This window comes from Pseudomonas sp. R62 (assembly GCF_000257605.1).
Classification (GTDB): Bacteria; Pseudomonadota; Gammaproteobacteria; order Pseudomonadales; family Pseudomonadaceae; genus Aquipseudomonas; species Aquipseudomonas atacamensis.
Genome location: NZ_AHZM01000984.1, coordinates 1 through 530 on the forward strand (window position 1 = coordinate 1; position 530 = coordinate 530).

Genomic DNA, 530 nt, shown 5'->3' on the forward strand with positions numbered 1-530 from the left:
AAAAACTCCACCAAGCCGCCGACCGCGCCCTCGACCACTACCTCTGCCCACCCGGCTCGACCCCGCCGCCCTTCAGCCCCCGCGCCATGTACGCCGTCACCGCCGACACCAAAAATGAAGACCTGCTGGCCAACGCCTGCGAAACCCTCGCCTCGGCCAAAACCATCGCCCAGGAATTCGCCGGGCTGGTAAAGCCATCGCAGCGCCGGACGCTGATGGGGATTGCGCAGTTGATCATGCTCGGGGAACTGGCGGTGAATCGGGTGCTGGATAATCTGGAGTTGCCGCAGTAGCGGAGCCCGATGATCGTTCCCACGCTCCTGCGTGGGAATGCCTCAACGGACGCTCCGCGTTCGGCTCCCGATGGGATCCGGAGCGTCCCGGCTGCATGCCTTTGCGCATGGGAACACTCTTCATGACCGTTCATCGCAAACCCCCTCCGACCTGTCAGAGTTGACACAGCACAAAGGCGCGCACAAAGGGGACGGATTTATTTAACCCGATGGATGTGCTCGGGCAGCAGCTTCGGT

Annotated in this window: 1 protein-coding gene; it reads left to right on the forward strand. The window is 62.6% G+C overall.

The window, feature by feature from the left end; all coding sequences use genetic code 11:
- On the forward strand, positions 1-293 hold a 293-nt coding region (locus tag OQK_RS30875; protein WP_016770784.1), incomplete at its 5' end, for a DUF6124 family protein.
- Positions 294-530: the final 237 nt, after the last annotated feature.